Annotated in this window: 15 protein-coding genes and 1 pseudogene; 6 read left to right on the top strand and 10 right to left on the bottom strand. The window is 70.8% G+C overall.

Going from position 1 to position 16,746, the window contains the following annotated elements; genetic code table 11:
- Positions 1 to 55 precede the first annotated feature (55 nt).
- Genes aztC through aztB form a run of 3 tightly spaced genes read right to left on the bottom strand, consistent with a single transcriptional unit; the run spans position 56 to position 3,146 of the window.
- Positions 56 to 1,033 (bottom strand): zinc ABC transporter substrate-binding protein AztC, encoded by a 978-nt coding sequence (aztC, locus tag ACQY0Z_RS30885; protein WP_028960445.1) that lies wholly within the window; start codon positions 1,031 to 1,033, stop codon positions 56 to 58.
- The gene (locus ACQY0Z_RS30880; RefSeq protein ID WP_028960444.1) at positions 1,030 to 2,265 is read right to left on the bottom strand and encodes a hypothetical protein; all 1,236 of its coding nucleotides are present in this window, start codon (positions 2,263 to 2,265) and stop codon (positions 1,030 to 1,032) included. The genes aztC and ACQY0Z_RS30880 overlap by 4 nt, the downstream gene beginning before the upstream one ends.
- Positions 2,262 to 3,146 (bottom strand): zinc ABC transporter permease AztB, encoded by an 885-nt coding sequence (aztB, locus tag ACQY0Z_RS30875; RefSeq protein WP_028960443.1) that lies wholly within the window; start codon positions 3,144 to 3,146, stop codon positions 2,262 to 2,264. Before aztB ends, ACQY0Z_RS30880 begins: the two co-directional genes overlap by 4 nt.
- Before the next feature lie 15 nt (positions 3,147 to 3,161).
- Between aztB and aztA the strand changes: the two genes are divergently transcribed.
- Positions 3,162 to 3,905, top strand: a complete 744-nt coding sequence (aztA, locus tag ACQY0Z_RS30870) for a zinc ABC transporter ATP-binding protein AztA (RefSeq protein WP_439813173.1) — start codon at positions 3,162 to 3,164, stop codon at positions 3,903 to 3,905.
- Between the two features lie 232 nt (positions 3,906 to 4,137).
- Here the strand turns inward: aztA and ACQY0Z_RS30865 are convergent, their stop codons facing one another.
- Positions 4,138 to 4,629, bottom strand: a complete 492-nt coding sequence (locus tag ACQY0Z_RS30865; protein WP_439813172.1) for a hypothetical protein — start codon at positions 4,627 to 4,629, stop codon at positions 4,138 to 4,140.
- A 255-nt stretch (positions 4,630 to 4,884) separates the two neighbouring features.
- Positions 4,885 to 5,637 (bottom strand): ScbR family autoregulator-binding transcription factor, encoded by a 753-nt coding sequence (locus tag ACQY0Z_RS30860; RefSeq protein WP_019523827.1) that lies wholly within the window; start codon positions 5,635 to 5,637, stop codon positions 4,885 to 4,887.
- A gap of 525 nt (positions 5,638 to 6,162) precedes the next feature.
- Here ACQY0Z_RS30860 and ACQY0Z_RS30855 point away from each other — a divergent pair.
- Both ACQY0Z_RS30855 and ACQY0Z_RS30850 read left to right on the top strand, forming a co-directional pair.
- The gene (locus ACQY0Z_RS30855; RefSeq protein ID WP_019523826.1) at positions 6,163 to 6,945 is read left to right on the top strand and encodes an HAD family hydrolase; all 783 of its coding nucleotides are present in this window, start codon (positions 6,163 to 6,165) and stop codon (positions 6,943 to 6,945) included.
- A 343-nt stretch (positions 6,946 to 7,288) separates the two neighbouring features.
- Positions 7,289 to 9,304 carry a SpoIIE family protein phosphatase gene (locus ACQY0Z_RS30850; RefSeq protein ID WP_439813171.1) on the top strand — a complete coding sequence of 672 codons (2,016 nt, stop codon included), beginning with the start codon at positions 7,289 to 7,291 and terminating at the stop codon, positions 9,302 to 9,304.
- A gap of 327 nt (positions 9,305 to 9,631) precedes the next feature.
- Here the strand turns inward: ACQY0Z_RS30850 and ACQY0Z_RS30845 are convergent, their stop codons facing one another.
- From ACQY0Z_RS30845 to ACQY0Z_RS30830, 4 genes are all read right to left on the bottom strand, one after another.
- Entirely contained in the window at positions 9,632 to 10,087 is a 456-nt protein-coding gene (locus ACQY0Z_RS30845; RefSeq protein ID WP_158693601.1) for a peptidoglycan-binding domain-containing protein, read from the bottom strand.
- A gap of 435 nt (positions 10,088 to 10,522) precedes the next feature.
- Positions 10,523 to 11,161 carry a DUF305 domain-containing protein gene (locus ACQY0Z_RS30840; protein WP_347224655.1) on the bottom strand — a complete coding sequence of 213 codons (639 nt, stop codon included), beginning with the start codon at positions 11,159 to 11,161 and terminating at the stop codon, positions 10,523 to 10,525.
- Between the two features lie 98 nt (positions 11,162 to 11,259).
- On the bottom strand, positions 11,260 to 11,673 hold the full coding sequence (locus ACQY0Z_RS30835; protein ID WP_026243678.1) for a DUF6153 family protein: 414 nt from the start codon (positions 11,671 to 11,673) through the stop codon (positions 11,260 to 11,262).
- Between the two features lie 130 nt (positions 11,674 to 11,803).
- The gene (locus ACQY0Z_RS30830) at positions 11,804 to 12,169 is read right to left on the bottom strand and encodes a DUF6223 family protein (RefSeq protein WP_347224656.1); all 366 of its coding nucleotides are present in this window, start codon (positions 12,167 to 12,169) and stop codon (positions 11,804 to 11,806) included.
- 240 nt (positions 12,170 to 12,409) lie between these two features.
- Here ACQY0Z_RS30830 and ACQY0Z_RS30825 point away from each other — a divergent pair.
- Positions 12,410 to 13,529 (top strand): annotated as a pseudogene (locus ACQY0Z_RS30825) (sensor histidine kinase).
- Entirely contained in the window at positions 13,526 to 14,188 is a 663-nt protein-coding gene (locus ACQY0Z_RS30820) for a response regulator (RefSeq protein ID WP_439813170.1), read from the top strand. The pseudogene ACQY0Z_RS30825 and the gene ACQY0Z_RS30820 overlap by 4 nt, the downstream one beginning before the upstream one ends.
- Positions 14,189 to 14,213: 25 nt before the next feature.
- Here ACQY0Z_RS30820 and abc-f read toward each other — a convergent pair whose 3' ends face one another.
- Positions 14,214 to 15,821: a ribosomal protection-like ABC-F family protein gene (abc-f, locus tag ACQY0Z_RS30815; RefSeq protein ID WP_439813169.1), complete on the bottom strand. Its 1,608-nt coding sequence runs from the start codon at positions 15,819 to 15,821 to the stop codon at positions 14,214 to 14,216.
- 120 nt (positions 15,822 to 15,941) lie between these two features.
- On the opposite strand from abc-f, the gene ACQY0Z_RS30810 reads away from it, so the two are divergent.
- Positions 15,942 to 16,595 carry a TetR/AcrR family transcriptional regulator gene (locus ACQY0Z_RS30810; RefSeq protein ID WP_439813168.1) on the top strand — a complete coding sequence of 218 codons (654 nt, stop codon included), beginning with the start codon at positions 15,942 to 15,944 and terminating at the stop codon, positions 16,593 to 16,595.
- The last annotated feature ends 151 nt before the right edge of the window (positions 16,596 to 16,746 follow it).

Raw genomic sequence — 16,746 nt, 5'->3', positions numbered from 1 at the left:
CCTTTCTGCACCGCGCGACGGCGGCATGGAGGGGTGACGTGCCGGCTCGGAGGGGTCAGCGGCCGGTCAGGCCGGTGACCATGGCGGTGGTGTTGGCGCGCATCATCCGCAGGTAGGTGTCGGCGCCCCCGCCCTTGGCGGTCAAGGACTCCGAGTACAACTGGACGACGCGAACCCCGCCGCCCAGCTCCCTCCGCAGTACCTCGGCGAGGCGCTGGGGCTGGGAGGAGTCGGCGAAGACGGTGCGTACGCCTGCCCTGTCCACTGCCTCGGTGAGGGAGCGCAGGTCGGAGGAGCTGGGTGAGGCCAGCGTGGTGCCGCTCGGGATGACCGCGCCGATCACGCGGAGGCCGAAGCGGTCGGCGAGGTAGCCGAAGACGTGGTGGTTGGTGACGAGGGCCCTCCGGTCCGCGGGGACGCGGCCGAACGACCTCTCCATCCAGGCTGTGAGCTCGGTGAGTTGCTTCGCATAGCGGTCGGCGTTGGCGCGCACGGTGTCGGCGTCGACGCCGTCGACGTGTTCGACGACCTGGTCGGCGAGCAGGGCGGTGACCTTGCGCATCCGGTCGGGGTCGGTCCAGAAGTGCGGATCGGGCTGTCCTGCATCGCCCTCGGGGCCGGCGTCGCCGGCGGTGTGGAAGGTGAGCGGGCCGGCCACCTCGCCGGCGGCGAAGGTGGCGACGCCGGACTCGCGGGCGGCGTCCACATGCCGCAGTACGTTCTCCTCGAGCCCCAGACCGTTGTGGACAATCAGGTCGGCGCGTTCCAGCTCGGCGGCCTGCACCGCCGACAGACCGAAGGAGTGCGGGTCGGCGTTGGGCTTCATCAGGACGGTGACGTCGGCTTCACCACCGACGATCTCCCGGGTGACGTCGCCGAGGATGTTGGTGGTGACGACGATGTCGGGCCGGTCGCCGCCGGTGGTGCAGGCGGTGGTGGTAGCGGCTGTCACGAGGGCGAGAAGTCCCGCGATCAGGTGGCGCAGGCGGGCGATGCCCACCCGTACGTGCTGCTTCGCGCCGGTGCGGCTCATCGTCCGGTCTCCGCCATGAGAACGGGCCTGATGTCCAGGTCGAAGGAGCGCGCGATGCGCAGGCCGTCGTTGTAGTCGATCTCGAACACCTTCTTGCTTTCAGGGTCGTTGACGTAGGCGCGGCTGCGGTCCACTTCGATGACGGGGGCGCTGCCGTCGGTACGGGCCCATGTCCCTCCTGTCAGCAGCGACTTGGTTCGCGCCGTCTGTTCTCCGGTTGCGATGTCGTAGCCGTGCAGCGAGCCGTCGGTCTCCAAGACGAGCAACGGGGACCCCTCTCCGGCGGTGTTGACCGCGACGACCGGTCCGGTGTCCACCCGCGTCCAGGTCCGTTCGGCGACGTCGAGGACCCAGACGGCGTCGTCTCCGGCCGCGGCGGTGAGCGTGTCGCTGCCGGGCCGATGACGGAAGGCGGTGGCCCGTTCCGTCGCGGGGGCATGTGTGCCGTACGGGATCACCTCGGCGGTGAAGGCACCGTTGTGTGCGCGGACGAGCAGGGCGCCGTCGGCGCAGCCGAAAATCACGCCGCGCCTGGTCACAGCGTCCCCTCGGGGCTCCGCGCACGTCACGCCCGGTGAGGCGACGCGCTTTCCCCTGCGGTCGAGGACGACGAGTTCGGCGGTGCCGCTCCTGTTCCTGAAGGCGAGCAGGTGCTCCTCGTACGGGACGACGGCGCCGATGTGGGTGCCCGGCAGCGTCACGGGAGATGTGATCTTCCCCTGCTCCAGTTCGCTGCGGTCGTACAGGAGGGCGCGCCCGCCCTCGTCGGTCACCGCGGTCACGGCGGCGTCGCTGCGCACCTGGGCGCGGCTTCCTGCGGGAAGCTCGCCCACGTCCCGTGTCGCCGCGCTGTAGTAGTGGACGTGGTCCCCGTGGTCCACCATCCAGACACCGCTGTCGAGGACGTGCGTGCCTCCGGGTGTGTGGAGGTAACCGAACCTGCCGTCGGTTCCCAGCCGAACGGTGTCCTTCACCTGTGCCGTCGTGTGCACCTGGCCGGTGACGAGGTCGAGGATCCTGGTGTCGCCGCCGACGGGGTCGTTGAGGAGGAGCCGGGACTGCTGCTCGGCGGCCTCCCGGGCTCCCTCGACGTGTCCGTGCGGGACGGCGGACGGGGAACTCGCTCCGCGAGATGCGGTGTTGCTGCCCGCGCCTCCACAACTCGTGGTGAGCAGCGCGGTGAGCACCAGCGCGGTCGATGCCCACGGGGAGACGTTTCTGCGTACGGTCATGGCGATCGCCTCTGACTTCTTTCAGTCGACTTGAGTACGGGGGCCGGGGCGGGGGTGTGGCGCGCACGGCGGTCACGCAGGCCGGACACCATGTGGGAGAGGAAGAACAGGCTCACCGCGAGCGCCGCGACGGTCGCGCCGGCGGCGGTGCTCAAGTGCCAGGACAGAAGCAGCCCGCCGAACGTGGCGGTGGCGCCGAGCAGGGCGGCGAGCGCCATGACTCCGCGCACGCTGCGGGCCCAGGGCAGAGCGGCCGCCGACGGTGCGATGAGCAGCCCGAGGACGAGCAGTGTTCCGACTATGTGGAACGAGGCCACGATCGCCAGACCGAGAAGGCCGAGCAGCACGGCGTGGGCCAGGCGCGGCCGCAGACCCAGGGTGTGCGCCTTGCGCTCGTCGAACGCCAGGGCCAGGAAGGCTCGGTGGCCGAGGACCGATACCACCAGCGCCGCGAGCAACGCCGCGGCGAGAACGAGGAGGTCCTGCTGCCGGACGGCGAGCACGTCACCGAAGAGAAAGCCGGTCAGGTCGACCGCGAAGGACTGCGAGCGCGAGACGATGATCACGCCAAGCGAGAGCATCCCCACGAACAGCAGCCCGATGCCGGTGTCCTGGGACAGCCTCGGTGTGCGGCCGAGCGCGGTGACGCCGGCCGTCATGACGACGGCGCTGGCCACGGCCCCCACCATCAGGTTCCCGCCGAGCAGCGCGGCCAGCGCGACGCCCGGCAGCAACCCGTGGGACATGGCGTCACCGAGGAAGGCCATGCCCCTCAGCACCACCCAGGTGCCCGCCGACGCGCAAATCGCGGACACCAATACCCCGCCCCACAGGGCTCGTTGCACAAAGCTCACTTCGAAAGGGGCCGTCAGCCATTCCATGCGAGGGATACTACAATGAAAATCATGTTCACTAAAGCGCGCCCCTCACGCTCCTTGCCCTCCGGGCGGACCGCCCACCTCTCCTTCTCCGGGTTGTGCGCCGGTTACCCAGGTCGCCCGGTGCTTCGTGAAATCAGCGCGGAGATACCGGAGTTGGCCAACACTGTGCTCGTGGGGCCGAACGGCAGCGGCAAGTCGACCCTGCTCGGCGTGCTCGCCGGTGTGATCCATCCGACATCCGGTGATCTCCGCCGCATTGGATACCGGCCGCCCGCGTTCGTACCGCAACGCGGAGCCGTCGGTGACGCCCTGCCGCTCACCGTCCGGCAGACCGTGGAAATGGGGCGCTGGGGTGACCGCGGCCCGTGGCGTCGGCTGACCCGCCAGGACCACGCGGCCGTGGACGCGGCGCTCGACCGGCTCGAGATCCGGGACCTCGCCTCACGTCAGCTGGGCGAACTGTCGGGTGGGCAGCGTCAACGCGCGCTCCTTGCGCAAGGATTGGCACAGGAGTCGGACCTTCTGCTCCTCGATGAGCCGACCACAGGTCTGGATCCTGAAGCGAGGGAGCGGATCGGGGCACTGGTGACGGCACTCGTCGCCGACGGGGTGACGGTCGTCCAGGCCACACACGACCTGACGGTCGCACGCACGGCGGACGCCTGCCTCCTGCTCCAGGACGGCCGCCTCGCCGGACAGGGGCATCCTGACCAGGTCCTCACCACATCGGCACTGGCCCGCCTCTGGCAAACACTCTGAGGACCGGCAGCGCAGCCAACACCTACCGCCCCGCCGAGATCGCCGGCCGGGGGCGGGCACTCGCCCGGTGCACGTCACCGGAACCCTGAACGCACCGCCGAGGCCGGCTGCCGCTGTCCGTCTTCGAACGAATCTTTCCCAGAGCGGCCTCGGCAACCCGGCGGAAGGTGTCCGGACCGGTACCGTGCGGCCGGCCATCTGCTGGAAGCGGAGGCGGAGGCGGCCCGGCTCGTCACGAGCGACGCCGGCAGGGGCTCTGTGCCGGCGATAGCGGGCAGGTGACTGGGCGACCGATCAGGTCCGCTTTAGGTGTGGGTCCGGGGCGGTGCTGGGCGGAGTCCAGCTCCCTCAGCCGGGTCTCCAGCAGTCGGGCTTTCCCAGGGTCCGTGCGGATCCCGAAGACGTTGTCGAGCAGCTCGGGCACCTCGTGCGGCCCGACGGTCTGCGTCATCCGGTCCCGGCCCGGGCGTTCCGTCGTCCAGACCAGCGCGTCGAGCGTTTCGTACCGGTCGATGCCCCCGCCGCTGGATGTACGGACGGGTGACGAACGGGGAGCGGTCATGCGTGGCCACGAAGTGTTGCCGACCGCGTAGTCGACGGGGTACTGGGGGTTCTCGGTGAAAACCTGCCGCACCACCCAGCCGTCCGGTCCCTTCGTTTCGCCCCCGCGCTGGTGCACCGCCCAGCCTGGTGAGCCGTGAGTGATGTCCTGCCAGCGCAGCACGATGTGTTCGGCGTCCCGTTTGACGAGATCGCTGGTGTCGTAGGTCGTTCGGCAGCAGCAACAAGACAACTGGCAACGTCCGCGCCGCCACGTTCGACGAGGAAGAGGCGCACAGGTTTCTCCCCACCAGCATGATGAGGTCGTCAACCTGAAGATCGACGAGTGGGAGGAGCCGGCCGCGATCCCGGACCGCGGACCGTCCCTGGCCAAAGCTGATGTCTCCGTGACAGCGCTGGAACCATACGTTCAGCGCTGTCACTGCCGTTCCGGACAGTTCGTCGCGCGTTCCGAAGTGCGTGCGGTCCGCTTCCGCTCTCCGGTAGCGGGCGCTCCCAGGGACAGCGCGTGAGGGGGCGGGCAGTTGTCGGTGGGCGGCGAGGCTGCTGCGGGCCGCGTCGGGGCCTGGCCGGCTCGCGGGTCCTGTTGGAGGGCGGGCAGGGTGAGCTGCCACCATTCGGAGAGGCGGACGGTGAGCGCGTGGGACCCTTCCAGCGCCTCCGTGAGGGTGCAGAACCCGTAGAAGGCGCGGACCAGGGTGCGGGCAGTGGCAGCCGGGCGGACACCGGCGGCCAGGCATCCCCCTGCTCGGGCCTGCGCGAGCAGGCGTGTGACCGCGGTCGTCCAGAGGACGAAGGGGTCAGGGAGCTCTACGTTGATGGTGTGGCGCTCGGCCCACAGGCGGGCACCCGCGCGTGTCACGGAGTCCTCCGCGAGAGCGCGGGCGATGTCGTAGCTCAATGCGACGAGGCGTTCCAGGGGTGGCACGCTCGGGTCGTCGTACCGGTGGACGAGGCTCGGCCAGGTCGCGAAGCCTTCCCGGACGACCGCCTGGGCGATGCCTTCCTTGCTGGCGTAGTGGAAGTAGACGGATCCGCTGGTTCGTCCCGACCGGGCGCTTATGTCGTTGACGCTCGTGCCCGCGTAACCCTGCTGGGCGAAGAGGCAGGCGGCTGCCTCCAGGAGTGATCTGCGGGTTGCTCTGGCCCGTTCCTGCAAGATCTTGCGCACCTCGTTCGGCTCCGTAGTGAACGGCCCACAATGTAGTGCGCCCGCGTACGCCCGGAGCAATGAACCGTCAGCCACACGCGGGATTGCGGCATTTCTTTCGAATCTGAACACCCAAGAGTGGAAATTGGCTTCAGGGTGCCGCACCTGGTTCGCCGGCTTCCCCTTTCACCGCAAGCGGGGGCGTGGCTCCTCGCCGCTTACGGACCTCGCAACTCGCCTTGTTCACAGTGGGGATGACGCTGCACCAGAGGCTTGGAGGCGGCGGGCCGGGCAACCGCTTACACCCTGATCACCTGCGAGGCGAGTACTCGAAACGGTGATTGCGCCGTTTTCCGGATGCTAAATATCGTAATCGTTGCAATGTTTTCTCTTTGCGACTGATGCACCGAAATGCGAGTCGTCCTTGCCGGTGTGCTCCGAAGGGCGCCGGCCATCTCCGTGCTCCGTTCGTCACGGGGTCCGCCGCCTCACCGCGCAGTCGCGCGACTCGTGCTCCCGCTCCAGCCCTCTCCCTCAGGAGGCCTCATGACACCGCCACTCCGAACCCTGTCGGACTGGTCGCCCGAGGCAGTCGTCTTCGACTGCGACGGCACGCTGATGGACACCGAACGGCATTGGCAGGACGCACGCAACCGCGCCTTCCGTGAGTTCGGCCTGATGCCTCCCCCGGGCTTCGCCGATCGCGCCAAAGGTGTGCACTACGTCGACTGCGGCCGCCTGATGGCCGAGGAGACGAACAAGCCCGAGCTGGCCGCGGACCTGACCACGGCACTCCTCGCACACTTCATGAGCCTCGTGGCGGAGGACCCGCTGACCATGCCGGGTGCCGGTGAGATGGTGCGCCTCCTCTCCGGGCGGCTGCCGCTGGCCGTGGCCAGCAACTGCCCGCTGGAAGTGGTGGAGGAGAGCCTCGGCCGCGCAGCGCTGCGCCACCACTTCCGCCACGTCGTCGTGCCTACGGTGCCGCCGGACGATGGTCAGACCGCACTCGGGACGGACGGCGATCACGGGCCGGCGGTGCGGCCCAAGCCGTGGCCGGATGTCTACACCACGGCGGCACGTCTGTGCGGAGTCCGGCCGGAAACAGCGCTGGCCGTCGAGGACTCCCTCACCGGCATCGAGTCGGCGTGGCATGCCGGCCTGCGGGTCCTCGGCGTGGGCCCGCTGTCTGACCAGGCGAACACGGGGCACGCCGACGCCTGGGTGGCAGCCCTGGACGATCCGGAACTGCTGCGCTTGGCACGTGACTGGCCGCGCCCCCAGTCACCGGACGTCGACCGGGATCAAGGGCATCACGGTCCGCACTGACCGGCCGAGCCGGAGACTGCCGCCGCCGGGAGTGAGAGTCGCGGGCCCCGTCTTCGCCCGGGCGGCCGATGTCCAACGGCCCCGCCGGGGAGCCGGTACGTCACCGCAACGACCTCCGGCCCCGTGTGCATACCGCCCAGCACGCCCTCGACGGCGCTGTCGCACGGCCACCGGAACACCTCGGCCGACGTGCCGCCGAGGAGGCGACCTGGTCAGCGTCGCGCAGATGACGCCGGCCGTCGACAAGCCGAACGAGGGAGGGTGAGCGTCGGTCCCTGGACGAGGGGCACTGGGAATTCGTCGCCCACGTTCACTTCCCGAACAGGGGCAGGTGGAGGCCCGTATGAGGCTGGAGATGTTCGATCCCGCTCCGATCGGTGTGGTGTTCACCCGAGGGCCGGAGCACCGGCTCGCGTACACCAACGCCGTCTACCGGAGGATTTTCGGTGATCGTCCGCTGGGCCGGCCCCTCCGGCGCGCCTTTCCCGACCTCGCGCAGTCCGGCTATTTCGACATCTTCGACCGGGTTCTCGCCACCGGTGAGGCCGAGGTGCTCACGGCCGTTCCCATCGACCTCGACTTCGCGGACTCGCCGCAGGAGGAGACACGCTACTTCACGTTCAGCGTCTCCCGGGCCACGGTGAGTGACGGGAGTCGTGGCGTGCTGGGCGTGATCGTGGAAACGACTGAGCAGGTGACTGCCGCACGGCGGATCCGTGTCCTGTCCGAGGAGCGACGCCGCGCACTGCTGCGCTACCGGAGCCTGGTGCGCGCCGGGTCCGAGATGGTGTGGGTGACGGGCCCGGAAGGCGGTGTGACCGAGCCGAGCCCGGGCTGGCAACGGGTCACCGGGCAGACCTGGCAGGAGTTCCGCGACGACGGATGGATCGACGCGGTCCATCCCGACGACCGCGCCTCCGTCATCGAGCGGTGGAGCCGCGCCCTGCGGGAGGTGCAGCCGCGTTTCACCCACACTTACCGGTTGCGGCTGGCCACGGGCGGATACCGGCACTTCGCGGTCGACGCCGCGCCGGTCCGCGACGGGGACACGGTGATCGAGTGGATCGGCACGTGCCGGGACGTCGAGCAGGAGTGGCAGGATGCCCGCCGGGAGAGGCTGCTGGCCCGGGCAACCGCCGTGACTGCGGACACCGCCCGGCCGGACGAGATGCTTGCCGCCCTCACCGCGGTGATCGTGCCCGAGCTGGCCGACAGCTGCACCTCCTACCTGCTTCCCCAGGCCCTGCACCGCACGCCGGGGACCGCCCTGACCGCCGAACGCGTCGCCGCCGTGACCCGCCAGGGCCCTGCCGTCCCACCCCCGCACCACACCGAGCATCTGGGCCCGGACAGCGCCCTCGTCCGCGCCGCCGACCTGCGCCGCCCGGTCCACGCCGTCTTCCCGCCCGGCTCCCCGCCGCCCGATATCGCCCCGCCGGGCTCCGAACCCTGGCTGGCGCCCGACGCCAACAGCGTCGTCCTGCTTCCGGTCGTCGTCGACGGCACCACCGCTGCCCTGGTCGTCGCCTGCGTCAGCGGCGACCGCCCGTCCCTCGGTCAACCGGAGATCAGTCTGCTGCAGACACTCCTGGAACGGGCCCACACCCCGTTGAGCAACGCCCTGGAGTACCAGCGAACCCGGCAGGTGGCGCTCGCCCTCCAGCACAGCCTGCTCACCGAGCCGCCGGACGTCCCCGGCCTCGACATCGCCGTCCGCTATCGGCCCAGCAACTCGGCCGCCGAAGTCGGCGGCGACTGGTACGACTCTTTCGTGCTGCGCGACGGCGCCACCGTCCTCACCGTCGGTGACGTCGCAGGTCACGACCTGCCCGCCGCGGTCACCATGGGCCAGTTGCGCAACATGCTGCGCGGACTCACCCTCGACCGTGAGGAACCCACCGGCGACATCCTGCGACGCCTGGACACATCCATACAGACCCTGTACCTCGAGTGCACCGCCACCTGCGTCCTGGCCCGGATCGAACGCCCGACGCCAGGCCGCTTGCAGCTCCACTACTCCGTGGCAGGACACCCCCCGCCGCTGCTCGTCGAGGCGGACGGCACAGCACACTTCCTCAACGAGGGCCGCTCCCCGATGCTCGGCCTGCTCCCCGACACCCGCCACAGCACTGCCGTCCACCCTTTGCCCCCCGGTTCCACGCTGCTGCTGTACACCGACGGGCTGGTCGAACGCCGGAACGAAGACCTCACCGACGGACTGGACCGGCTGCGCCGCCACGCCTCAACCGCGGCCCGGCGCCCACTGGCACCCTTCTGCGACGAATTGCTCGCCGGAATGCTGACCGCCGACAACGACGACGACACGGCGCTGGTGGCCCTGCGCCTGTCCGTGCCGTAGCACCCCGCCCGCCACTCCGCCACGAGCAACTGGGAGCGCCGGGGAGGGTGTCCCGGCGCAGGCGTCGCCGTCACCGGGCCTCGTGCGACCTCGCGGACGGGCGCGTCACCCGCATCTGGGCGGTCCGTGGCCCGGAGAAGCCTGGGCCGTGAGCCGTGGCCGGCCGGGAGCGGGGCGGGTCCCGGGAAGCGGGCGACGGCATCACAATTGCCCGTGCCAACCCTGAGTCGATGCACGGAGCAGCATCGTCAGCGTCCCCCATTGCGTTACGAGGAGGCAGGACTGGGGGGCTGTGCGGCACGAGGTCAGGCCGTGCTGCACAAGCGGTCAGTGGCCGGCGTCGGCCGGCTCGCCGCGCGGCGTGCGGTCGGGGCAACGCCGCGACAGGCGTTGCCCGGAGACAGGAGGGTGAGTTCGGTCCCTCTCGGGCCGGCGGGTTGCACGGTGGCGGTCACCCGGCACCGTGCGGACTCCGACCGGACGCCAGGTGCAGCTGATGCGGGTCACGGTCGGCAAACTGCAGTTCGCCCACTTCATCGCGTCCCGCGTGCTGGAGCCGTAGTCACCGTCGGCCTTCACACCCACCCTCTTCTGGACGGCGACCACTGCGGACTCGGTGAGTTCCCCGTAGACGCCGTCCGTGGCCGGCTTGTATCCGTAACAGGAGATGAGGTCCTTCTGCAGGGCCGTGACGGCCGAGCCGCTCATACCCCGGCCCAGGTAGCAACTACTCGTATTGGCCGCGGCATACGGGACGTACTCGTACGACGTCGGATCGATCACCTCGTCGGACAGGCTGACCGCGCGAGTGCAAGGAGCGGTCACGGCGGTCGCAGCCGGCAACGGCGAAACCATCACCCACCAGGCCGGACAACAGAACACTCACGACCGAGGCCTACCAGGCGCGCATCTTCCGGGTTCCGTCGGACACAGTTCCATTTTTCACCGTGCCAGCCCAGTGCACGCCACGTGCCTACCCAAGGTGCCGCTACTTCACGGCTCGCGCGTGTCGCCGACGCAGGACGCCGGACCCACACACGGCGACAGCATGCCCCGTGAAAGCACAAGTGGACGAAGGTTCAACCAGCCCAGGCGCGCCGCGCTTCACTTTTCTCTCCAGCAGGCAACTCGAGGACACCTTCGGCAGCCGGCGCGGTTACTGCGGCAGGAGCGGGCACCCACGGTGCCCGCTCCCACCAGCTCAACCGCCGCCGCGCGTCACTTCTCGCCGAGCAGCTTCTTCATCTGCTCGATCTCCGCGCTCTGCGAGGCGATGATGTCTGCGGCCATCTTCCGGGCCGGGGCGTGCGCGCCGTCGGACTGTTCGGTCTTCGCCATCTCGACCGCGCCCTCGTGGTGCTTGATCATCATCTCCATGAAGGAGGTGTCGAACGCTTCGCCCGAGGCGTTCTCGAGCGCCGTCATCTCCTCGGCGCTCATCATGCCCTCCATGCCGCCGCCGTGCATGGAGTGCTCCATAGCGCCTTCGGCCGGCACGGTCTCGCCCCAGGAGGTCAGCCAGCCCGACAGCTTCTCGATCTCCGGCGCCTGCGCCTTCTCGATCTCGGCTGCGAGCTTCTTCACCTCGGCCGACCGGGCCCTGTCAGGCGCGAGGTCGGCCATCTCCACAGCCTGACGGTGGTGGGGGATCATCCCCTTGGCGAAGCTTACGTCGGCCGCATTGTGCTGCCCCTGGGAGGCCGGCGCAGAGGACGCGGCGTCGGTGGCCTGGTGGCCGCCGTGACCGGCCGCGCCGGTGTCGTCGCCGCTGCCGCCGCAGGCGGCCAGGACGAGTGCCGCCACGCCTGAGGCGGCGACCACGGCGGTACGGCGGACGAGGGAACGCTTGCGGTTCATGTGGTGCAACTCCTTCACGCACGCCGGTAGGGGCGTGCGGTGGTACGGATGTGAGAACGTGCGTGAGCTCGGCACCAGGGGGTGCCGGGCGGGCCGCTCTATATCCGGAGGAGTTGCAGTTCGGACAGGTCGGGCGGGGCCCGTCCGTCATGGGGCGAGCCGGTGGCCGCCGAGGTGAGCGACAGCGTCGCGGGCTCGTCGAGCAGCGCGCCGGTCAGCGCCGGCGGCGTGTACGCCGTAACCGTGCCTGCCGCCACGCAGGCGCCGTCGGCGTGGTCGAGGTGGCCCGGCAGTCCGTCGGTATGGGTGCAGCCCGCGTCCGCGTACGGCACACCGTCAGCAGCTGTCGACGCCGTCGGCGTCATGGCGTGGACCGCCACTGTCCGCTGCGGCGTCGGCAGCCCGCCGGGGGCCAGGCCGTGCATGCCCAGGACACCCGCCAGCACCGCCAGGACCAGCAGCACGAACAGCCGCCCGGCCGGGCGGCTGCTGGAACGGCTGCTCGCAGTCACGAGCCCCATCGTAGGGGGAGGCATGGGGCGGGCGGGTGCCGAGGTCCGCCAGATGCGTACGGGCTCACCCAGAGGTGACAGCATTCCCGCGCGGTGGCTCACGCCCCGCAGGTGCTGCTCCTGCCGACGCTCATCCGGCCGGCGGGGTCGTCCGCGCGGTCGAACGGGTCAGGGCCCTGCGGCCGAGGAGTACGGCGCCCAGTCCCAGCGGGACGGCCACGACGGCGCCGACGAGCCCGTTGCCCGTGCCGGGGCCGCCGTCGGCGGTGGCCGCGTGCAGCACCGCGAGAACCGTCCCGATCGCTCCCGTCGCCATCGCCGCCATCCCCCCGGTGCGCGGGTTGCCAGTGCTGATCCGGTGGCCGGCGCGACTCGTGGCCAGCCAGGCGAGGGCCAGGCCGAGCGCACCCGCCGCCAGCGCCAGGTACGCCCCTGTCCTCCCGTCACCGATGATCCCGCCCTCGGCGGTCGCCATCAGTGCTGCTGGAGCGCTCATGCCGCTCCCCTCCTCTTCCTTCGTCGTCGGCGTTTCCCGACGCCCGGTGTCTCTGCCGCCAGGATGCGCGCCCTCCCCCCGGCCGGTCGTCCGGCAGATGCGGGTATTCCCGGGTGCCGCCGGGGCCGTACCCGGATACCGCGGTGGCGGCAGCCGGCGTTCGGCTACCGCATACGCGGTAGCCCCAGGCTCCTCCAAGAGCGGGATTCGCCGTCCACCGCGTCCGGTTACGGTGCACCCATGGACAAAGGACGGTTCGCTGTCCCGGCCGGAGTCACCCCGTGGGCGACCGCCCTGGGCGTGGCGGCGCTGATGCTGGGCACCGGCCTGTCCGGGCCCCACCCGTCCGGAGGGCTCGGGGTGCTCGGCTCCGTGCTGCTGGTGGCCGGCGGGCTGGCACTGGCCGCGTACCGGCGGGCGCCGCTCGGCGTGCTGGCCGTCACCGGCGTGTGCGCGGTGGGCTGTCTGGCAGCCGGGTTCGACGCGCTCGCCGTTTCCTACCTGGTCGCGGTCTACGGCGCGGTGCGCGCCGGACACCGCAAGATCACGCTGGTTGTGTCGGTGGCGCTGGTGGCCGTGCTGCACCTCACGGCGCTGGTCTTCCATAAGGGCGGCGTGGGCGAGGCCTTGGCGCAGGCCCGGCACACGCTTGAGCTCGCCTGGTTGATCGCCGCGTTCGCCGCCGGAGAAGCCGTACGGCAGGCCGAGCGGCGCGCGGACGAGGCCGAGCGGACCCGTGAGGAGACCGCGCGCCGTCGGGCCGACGAGGAACGGCTGCGCATCGCACGGGAACTGCACGACTCCCTCACCCATCAGATCTCGGTCGTCAAGGTGTAGTCCGAGGTCGCCGTGCATGCGCCGCGGCGAGCCGGTGCCGGAGGCCCTGCTCGCGATCCAGGAAGCCGGCCGGGAGGCGAGCCGGGAACTGCGGGCGACCCTGGAGGCGCTGCGCGACGACGACACCGCCCCGCCGCACGGCCTCGACCACATCCCCGGCCTGGTGGAACGGTTCCGGGGCACCGGCCTGGAGACCACCCTCACGATCACGGGGCAGCCTCACCCCGTACCGGCCGCGGTAAGCCGTACCGCCTACCGGATCGTTCAGGAATCGCTCACCAACGTCGCCCGGCACGCCGCGGCCACCAGCGCCTCCGTGCTCGTCGGCTACCGGCCGGACGCACTCGCCGTCCGCGTCGACGACGACGGAAAGGCCACCGTGCAGTCGCCGCCGACGCCGGGACACGGGCTGCTCGGCATGCGCGAACGCGTCGCGGCGCTGGGCGGCCGCCTGTGCACCCAGCCACGCCAGACCGGCGGCTTCACCGTCCAGGCCGAACTGCCCACGAACGGAGCCTCGTGATCCGAGTCCTTCTCGTCGACGACCAGCCGCTCATCCGCAGCGGCTTCCGCGCGCTGCTCGACCTCGAGGACGACATCGAGGTGGTGGCCCAGGCGGCCGACGGCGAGGAGTGCCTGGCGCTCGTCAAGGAGTTTCTGCCCGACGTCGCCCTCGTCGACATCCAGATGCCGGTCATGGACGGCATCGAAGCGACCCGCCGTATCGCCGCCGACCCCGAACTGGCAGGCGTGCACGTCGTCATGCTGACCAACTACGGCATGGACGAGTACGTCTTCGACGCGCTGCGCGCCGGCGCCGCGGGTTTCCTGGTCAAGGACATCCTGCCGGAGGACTTCCTGCACTCCGTACGCGTCACCGCCCGCGGTGACGCGCTGCTCGCCCCCGCCGTCACCCGCAGACTCATCGACCGGTACGTCTCCCAGCCGTCCCCTGCGCTCACCGGCGGCCGGCTGGACGAACTGACCGACCGGGAACGTGAGACGGTTGCCCTGGCCGCACACGGTCTGTCCAACGACGAGATCGCCCGCCGCCTGGTCATCAGCCCGGCCACCGCGAAGACACACATCAACCGGGCGATGGCCAAGCTGCACGCCCGCGACCGGGCCCAACTCGTGGTGTTCGCCTATGAGTCGGGTCTGGTGACTCCGCGCGGTGCGTAGGCCTCCGGGCTGTGGCCGCCTTGCCTCAGGGGAGGGGGAGGTGGGTGCCTGTCCAGTGGGTGCGCAGGCGGCGGTCGTGGGAGACCAGGAGGATCGTGCCCGGGTAGTCGGTGAGGGCTTGTTCCAGGTCCTCGATCAAGGACGGGGACAGGTGGTTGGTGGGCTCGTCCAGCAGGAGGATGTCGCTGGGGCGGCTCAACAGGCGTGCCAGGGCGAGGCGTTGGCGCTGGCCCGTGGACAGGTCGGCGACCCGGGCGGTGAGGCGGTCCGCGGTGAACAGGCCGAGGGCCAGGAGGGCTTCCGTGTGGTCGTCCGGGTGGCCGGGCAGGCCGCGGGCGAAGGCATGGAGGACCGTCTCCCCCGGTCTGCCGGGGGCGGGTTCCTGCGGGAGGTGGCCGATGCGTCCGCGGCGGGTGATGTGACCGGTGTCGGGGGCGAGTTGACCGGCCAGGACGGTGAGCAGGGTGCTCTTGCCAGTGCCGTTCGGGCCCGTGATCAGCAGGCGCTCGCCCGCTTTGACGGTGAGGTCGGTGGGGGCGAGGCGGCCGGTGACGGCGACACCCGCTGCTTCCAGGACGGTGCCTTGCAGGCGGCCGCCTTCGGAGGAGGGCGTGAGTGTGAAGCTCAGTGGCTCGGGGGGTTTCGGGACCGGTTCGGCGAGCAGGCGGCGCAGGCGTTCTTCGGCGTTGCGGATACGGCCGGCGACCGATTGCTGGACGCGGCCGCCGGCGCGGTCGTAGGCCATCTTGTTGCCGTCCTTCATGGCCCGGCCCGGGGCGACGCGGCGGGCGGTGACCGCGGCCGCTTCGCGCTGTGCGGCCACTTCTGTCTCCCAGCGGGCGTGCTCCTGCTCCCAGCGGCGGCGGGCGGCTGCCTTCTCGGCGAGATAGCCGGTGTAGCCGTTGCCGTAGCGGGTGACCGTACGGCGGTCGCCGTCCACTTCCAGGAGGGTGGTCGCGACGCGGTCGAGGAAGGCGCGGTCGTGGGAGACGGCGACGGTGGTGCCGGGGCGGGTGCGCAGGTGGTTCTCGAGCCAGGTCAGGGCGTGGTCGTCGAGGTGGTTGGTCGGCTCGTCCAGGAGCAGGACCTCGGGGGATGCGGCGAGGAGGGCGGCCAGGCGGAGGCGGACCTGTTCGCCGCCGGAGAGGTCGCCGATGGCGCGGTCGCGGGGCAGGTGGGCCAGGCCCAGTCCGTGCAGGGCGCGTTCGACGCGGGCGTCGGCCTCGTAGCCGCCGCGTAGTTCGAACGCGGTCAGGAGGTCGCCGTACTCGGTCATCACCTGGGCGTCGTGCCCTGCGTCGTCGGCCATGACGGTTTCGAGGTGGCGCATGCGTGTCTGCATCGTGCGCAGGTCGCTCAGCGCGTCGTCGACGGCCTGCTGGACGGTGTGGTGGGCGGGCAGGGTCCCGTCCTGGGGGAGGTGGCCGATGCCGCCGTCCGCGTGGACGGTGAGGGTGCCGCTGTCGGGTTGTTCCGTACCGGCGAGGAGGCGGAGCAGGGTCGTTTTGCCGGAGCCGTTCTCTCCGACGATGCCCGTGCGTTCACCTGTGGTGAGGGTGCAGGTGACCGCGTCGAGGACGAGGCGGCCGTTGTACGACTTCGAGACGGAGCGGACGGAGATCTGCGTGGGCACGTGGGTTCTCCTGGACGTTCGGGTGACGGGCGGCCGTGGTGGGCCGAGGGGTCGGGTGAGCGTCCGGGAGGAGCATCCTTCACATCCCTAATGCGACAACAGTTGCATTAGGATCGTGTCATGACGGCAGGGCGCGCAGCAAGCGCAATATCCGGGACGGCGGGGGTCGCACGGCGGCCGGGTGGGCGCAATGCCCGGATCCGGGCACAAGTGCTGGAGGCCGCCCGCGAGTTGCTGGTGGAGCGGGGCTTCGATGCGCTGAGTGTGGATGCGGTGGCCGAGCGGGCTGCCGTGCACCGGACCACCGTGTACCGACGCTGGCGCGACGTGGGAGGCCTGCTGGCCGATGTTCTCGACGCCGCCGGCGACGACGGCTGGCAGCCGCCCGACACCGGCACCCTCGAGGGTGATCTGGTGGCCGTCAACGGTGAGGTGGAGGACGGGCTCACCGGTGAGCCGGTGACCGCCGCGCTGATCGTCGCTTCATTCCGCTCGTCGCAGGCGGCCGAGGCGTTGCAGCGGTTCTGGGAGGAGCGGTACGCGCGGTGCGCCGTGGTGGTGGAGCGGGCCGTGGCGCGGGGCGAGGTTCCTGAGGGGACCTGTGCGCGGCGGGTGATCGTCGCCGCGACGGCGCCGGTGTATCAACAGGTCCTGTTGCTGCGGGGCGGGGCCGATCCGCTGCTCGCCCGGCAGGCGGCGGCCGGCGTGGCGCTGGCGGCGTCGCGTGGGTCGTTCGTCGACGACGAGGGGCCGGGGGTGGACGACGAGAGATGACTCCTGAGGTGGAGTAGCGGTGCGGATCGGCCGAGTTGGCCCGCAGTGGCACGGTGACTCGGGCCGGTCATCGGGTTGTCCGACGAGTACGTCCCCATCGGACGGGCGCCGTCCGAGGTGCTTCCCGGTCGGCCGAGACGCCCTGGGCCGG

The organism is Streptomyces sp. P9-2 (genome assembly GCF_051903975.1).
Lineage (GTDB): Bacteria > Actinomycetota > Actinomycetes > Streptomycetales > Streptomycetaceae > Streptomyces > Streptomyces cellulosae.
Note: the sequence above shows the minus strand (reverse complement) of the source record. Positions and strands in the feature narration are given on the sequence as shown.

What these genes read in the sequence shown, in the direction of transcription:
- ACQY0Z_RS30850 (WP_439813171.1), top strand. Translation starts at nt 7,289, where the DNA reads ATGAGGCTGGAGATGTTCGATCCCGCTCCGATCGGTGTGGTGTTCACC.
- ACQY0Z_RS30830 (WP_347224656.1), bottom strand. Translation starts at nt 12,169, where the DNA reads ATGAGCGCTCCAGCAGCACTGATGGCGACCGCCGAGGGCGGGATCATC.
- ACQY0Z_RS30810 (WP_439813168.1), top strand. Translation starts at nt 15,942, where the DNA reads ATGACGGCAGGGCGCGCAGCAAGCGCAATATCCGGGACGGCGGGGGTC.
- ACQY0Z_RS30880 (WP_028960444.1), bottom strand. Translation starts at nt 2,265, where the DNA reads ATGACCGTACGCAGAAACGTCTCCCCGTGGGCATCGACCGCGCTGGTG.
- aztA (WP_439813173.1), top strand. Translation starts at nt 3,162, where the DNA reads ATGAAAATCATGTTCACTAAAGCGCGCCCCTCACGCTCCTTGCCCTCC.
- aztC (WP_028960445.1), bottom strand. Translation starts at nt 1,033, where the DNA reads ATGAGCCGCACCGGCGCGAAGCAGCACGTACGGGTGGGCATCGCCCGC.
- aztB (WP_028960443.1), bottom strand. Translation starts at nt 3,146, where the DNA reads ATGGAATGGCTGACGGCCCCTTTCGAAGTGAGCTTTGTGCAACGAGCC.
- ACQY0Z_RS30840 (WP_347224655.1), bottom strand. Translation starts at nt 11,161, where the DNA reads ATGAACCGCAAGCGTTCCCTCGTCCGCCGTACCGCCGTGGTCGCCGCC.
- ACQY0Z_RS30855 (WP_019523826.1), top strand. Translation starts at nt 6,163, where the DNA reads ATGACACCGCCACTCCGAACCCTGTCGGACTGGTCGCCCGAGGCAGTC.